Source organism: Mesorhizobium sp. M7D.F.Ca.US.004.03.1.1, assembly GCF_003998635.1.
GTDB lineage: Bacteria > Pseudomonadota > Alphaproteobacteria > Rhizobiales > Rhizobiaceae > Mesorhizobium > Mesorhizobium loti.
The window spans coordinates 1-3,217 of sequence record NZ_RZQG01000701.1 but is presented as its reverse complement, the minus strand read 5'-3'; the positions used below and the strand labels follow the sequence as shown (position 1 = coordinate 3,217).

Here is a 3,217-nt window from a genome sequence, read left to right as displayed (position 1 = left end):
ATCGGCTGTCGTCGGCGCATCCTTCGCCCAGCCGGCTGACAGGCTTGCGGCTGCCCGAGACAAGGATGCGCCAGCGACAAGGCTTGGCCGCAGGCTGGTGGATGCGGCGCCCTTCATCGGGCTTGCCGCCGTGCTGGCCGTGATGGTCTCAGCCAATCCAGCCGTAGCCTCGATCTTCGGCCTCGATCTGCTGCTGATGCCGGCGCTGTCGCTGGTGCTGGTGACGGCCGCACAGATGTTCATTGTCGGCGGCAGCGAGATTGACCTCGGTGTCGGCGCCTTCGCCGGCCTCGTCAGCGTGCTCAGCGCCACGCTGCTTTACGACCAACCATGGCTCGGCGCGCTGGCGCTGGCGGGAGCGCTCGCCGCCTATGCCGGGCTTGGCGGGGTGATCCAGGCGCGCAAGATTCCGGCCATCGTCGTCACGCTCGGCGCCTCCTTCATCTGGGTCGGACTGGGCTATGCACTGCAGCCGACGCCCGGCGGCGCCAGCCCGGAATGGCTGTCGGCGCTCTTCAGCTGGTCGCTTGGCTTCGTGCCCACCTCCATCATCCTCATCGCAGCCGTCGCGCTGATCGTCTTCGTCATCGACCGGCTGCCGCTCGGCGTGGTGCTGCGCGGCTTCGGCAACAACCCGACAGCGATGATCCGCTCGGGATGGTCGCCGACGCGCTATGCGCTGGTGCGCTATCTCATTGCCGGGCTGTTTGCGGGTGCAGCCGGCCTGTCGCTGACGGCGATCAACACGGCGAGCGACATCAACTCCGGCAATTCGTTCACTCTGCTTAGCGTCGCCGCCGTGGTGATGGGCGGCTGCTCGCTGCTGGGCGGTATCATCTCGCCGGTCGGCGCCGTCGCCGGGGCGGTGACGCTGTCGCTGATCGGCGCGTTGCTCGGCACGCTGAACGTCAGCAGCGATTTCAACGCCGCGACGCAAGGCCTGATCCTGATCGCTCTTTTGACGCTGCGCAGCCTAACCGCTGACCGCAGGAGCGAACAATGAACGCTCTGACCGCCTTCAGCCTCTGGACGCAGAGAAACCGCTGGATCTGGGCGGCGATCGGCGTGCTGCTTCTGTGGCTGGTGCTATCGATCGTCACCAACCGCTTCAGCCTGTCCAGCCTGTCGGGCATCATCTTGTCGGCATCCTTCCTGACGATCGTCGGCATCGGCCAGATGTTCGTGGTGACGACCGGGCGCGGCAACATCGACCTCTCAGTTGCCTCGGTGATCACGCTCAGTGCCTTCGTCGCGCTGCTCACCATCAAGGGCCAGGATGCCAATCTCGCCATCGGCGTTGCCGCCGCGATCCTGCTCGGCCTTGCCGTCGGCGCGCTCAATTCGCTGCTTGTCGTGGTGCTCGGCATCCCGGCCATCATCGCCACGCTGGCGACCGGCTACGTGCTGGCCACCGCAACGCTGCTGTCGAACCGGGCGATCTCGGGTTTCAGCGTCAGCCCGGCGCTGAAATACCTGGCATCGGGCCGTATTTCCGGAGTGCCGATCATGGCCGTTATCGCCATATCAGGCGTCGCGGCAACCTCCTTCGTGCTGCGCTACACGGTGTTCGGCCAGTTGTTGTCGGCGGTCGGCCAGAACCGCACTGCAGCTCGGCTCGCCGCCATCAGGACCGGCCCGGTGATCGCATCGGCCTTCATCATCTCGTCGGTGCTGGCGTCGCTCAACGGGCTGCTGCTTGGCGCCTATATCGGCGGCGCCTTCCTCGAAATGGGCCAGCCCTACCTGTTGCAGTCGATCGCTGCGGTGGTCCTCGGCGGAACGCTGATCTTTGGCGGCTCGGCAACCGCCGTCGGCACCTTGTTCGCCAGCATCCTTTTGATCCTGATCGTCACAACGATGCAGATCATCGGCCTTCCTCCGGGCGCCCAGGATATCGTGCAGGGCGTCGTTGTCATCTTCGTGCTCGCGCTTGCCGGACGACAAGCGATGACGCGGCGAGCGCCGGTTGAGCCGACAGACGGCGACGCCGCAATGTCGGCGGGAGACCGGCAGTCGTGACCTGCATCGCATTCACTATTATCGGATTGCCAAAATCTGGTAGCGTGATTATACCAGTTGATAAGTTGACGACGGGCGATACCGTCGGCTGAGATCAGGAGTAGTGACCAGATGACAACGATTGCGCTGTTCGGTGCCGGCGGAAAAATGGGCTACCGCCTGTCGACCAATTTTAGCGGATCGCCCTACACGATACGCCATGTCGAGGTCAGCGATGCCGGCCGCGAACGGCTGAAGACCGGACTGGGTTTCGATACGGTCAGCGCCGACGAGGCGCTCAAGGGTGCCGATGTGGTGATCCTGGCCGTTCCGGACACGCATATCGGCAAGGTGGCGACCAGCATCGAGAGCAAGCTGGTATCAGGCACGATGGTGGTGGTGCTCGACGCGGCGGCACCCTTCGCCGGCCATCTGCCCAACCGACCGGACCTCACCTATTTCGTCACCCACCCCTGCCATCCGCCGATCTTCAACGACGAAACAGACATGGCGGCCAAAAAGGACTATTTCGGCGGCGTCAAGGCCAAGCAGCATATGGTCAGTGCGCTAATGCAGGGACCGGAAGAAGATTACGCCAAGGGCGAGGCGATCGCGAAAATCATCTGGGCGCCGGTCATGCGTTCACACCGTGTCACCGTCGAACAGATGGCCCTGCTGGAGCCTGGCCTTTCGGAGACGGTGTGCGCCTCGCTGTTGGTGGTCATGAAGGAAGCCGTCGACGAGGTCGTGGCACGCGGCGTCGACAAGCAGGCGGCGCTCGACTTCCTGCTCGGCCATATGAATGTGCTCGGCGCCGTCATCTTCGGCGAGACCAAGGGCGTTTTCTCGGACGCCTGCAACAAGGCGATCGAATTCGGCAAGCCGGTGCTGATGCGTGACGACTGGAAACGCGTGTTCGAGCCGGAAGAGATCGCCGCCAGCATTCAGCGCATCACCTGAAAGAGGACAGGCGCTTGCCGCAGCGCCTCGATGCGTCGACCTATCGTTGCCGACGCTCGGTTTTCGCGGCCCATCAGGTACATATCACCTGAATTTGTGATTGACTCATCATACCAGCTGGCTTAGCTGTTCATGGCTCGGATCGACAGGGTTTCGCAGGGATTTTGAAGCCTGGGCGAATGGGGGATGGCTGGGGAGCAACGATCCGTGGAGGGGAAAGCCGGCAAACGGCCCTTTAGCCCGAAAGCGATCCGCCGCC

Annotated in this window: 3 protein-coding genes; all 3 read left to right on the top strand. The window is 63.7% G+C overall.

What is annotated here, in order from left to right:
- The coding region (locus EN935_RS28295) for an ABC transporter permease (protein ID WP_164771395.1) at window positions 1-1,003 on the top strand (1,003 nt) is incomplete at its 5' end.
- Window positions 1,000-2,019, top strand: coding sequence for an ABC transporter permease (locus tag EN935_RS28290; protein ID WP_127264932.1), 1,020 nt, complete (start codon window positions 1,000-1,002; stop codon window positions 2,017-2,019). The genes EN935_RS28295 and EN935_RS28290, both read left to right, overlap by 4 nt.
- A gap of 111 nt (window positions 2,020-2,130) precedes the next feature.
- Window positions 2,131-2,958, top strand: a complete 828-nt coding sequence (locus tag EN935_RS28285; protein ID WP_127264933.1) for a phosphogluconate dehydrogenase C-terminal domain-containing protein — start codon at window positions 2,131-2,133, stop codon at window positions 2,956-2,958.
- Window positions 2,959-3,217 lie beyond the last annotated feature (259 nt).

What these genes read in the sequence shown, in the direction of transcription:
- EN935_RS28290 (WP_127264932.1), top strand. Translation starts at nt 1,000, where the DNA reads ATGAACGCTCTGACCGCCTTCAGCCTCTGGACGCAGAGAAACCGCTGG.
- EN935_RS28285 (WP_127264933.1), top strand. Translation starts at nt 2,131, where the DNA reads ATGACAACGATTGCGCTGTTCGGTGCCGGCGGAAAAATGGGCTACCGC.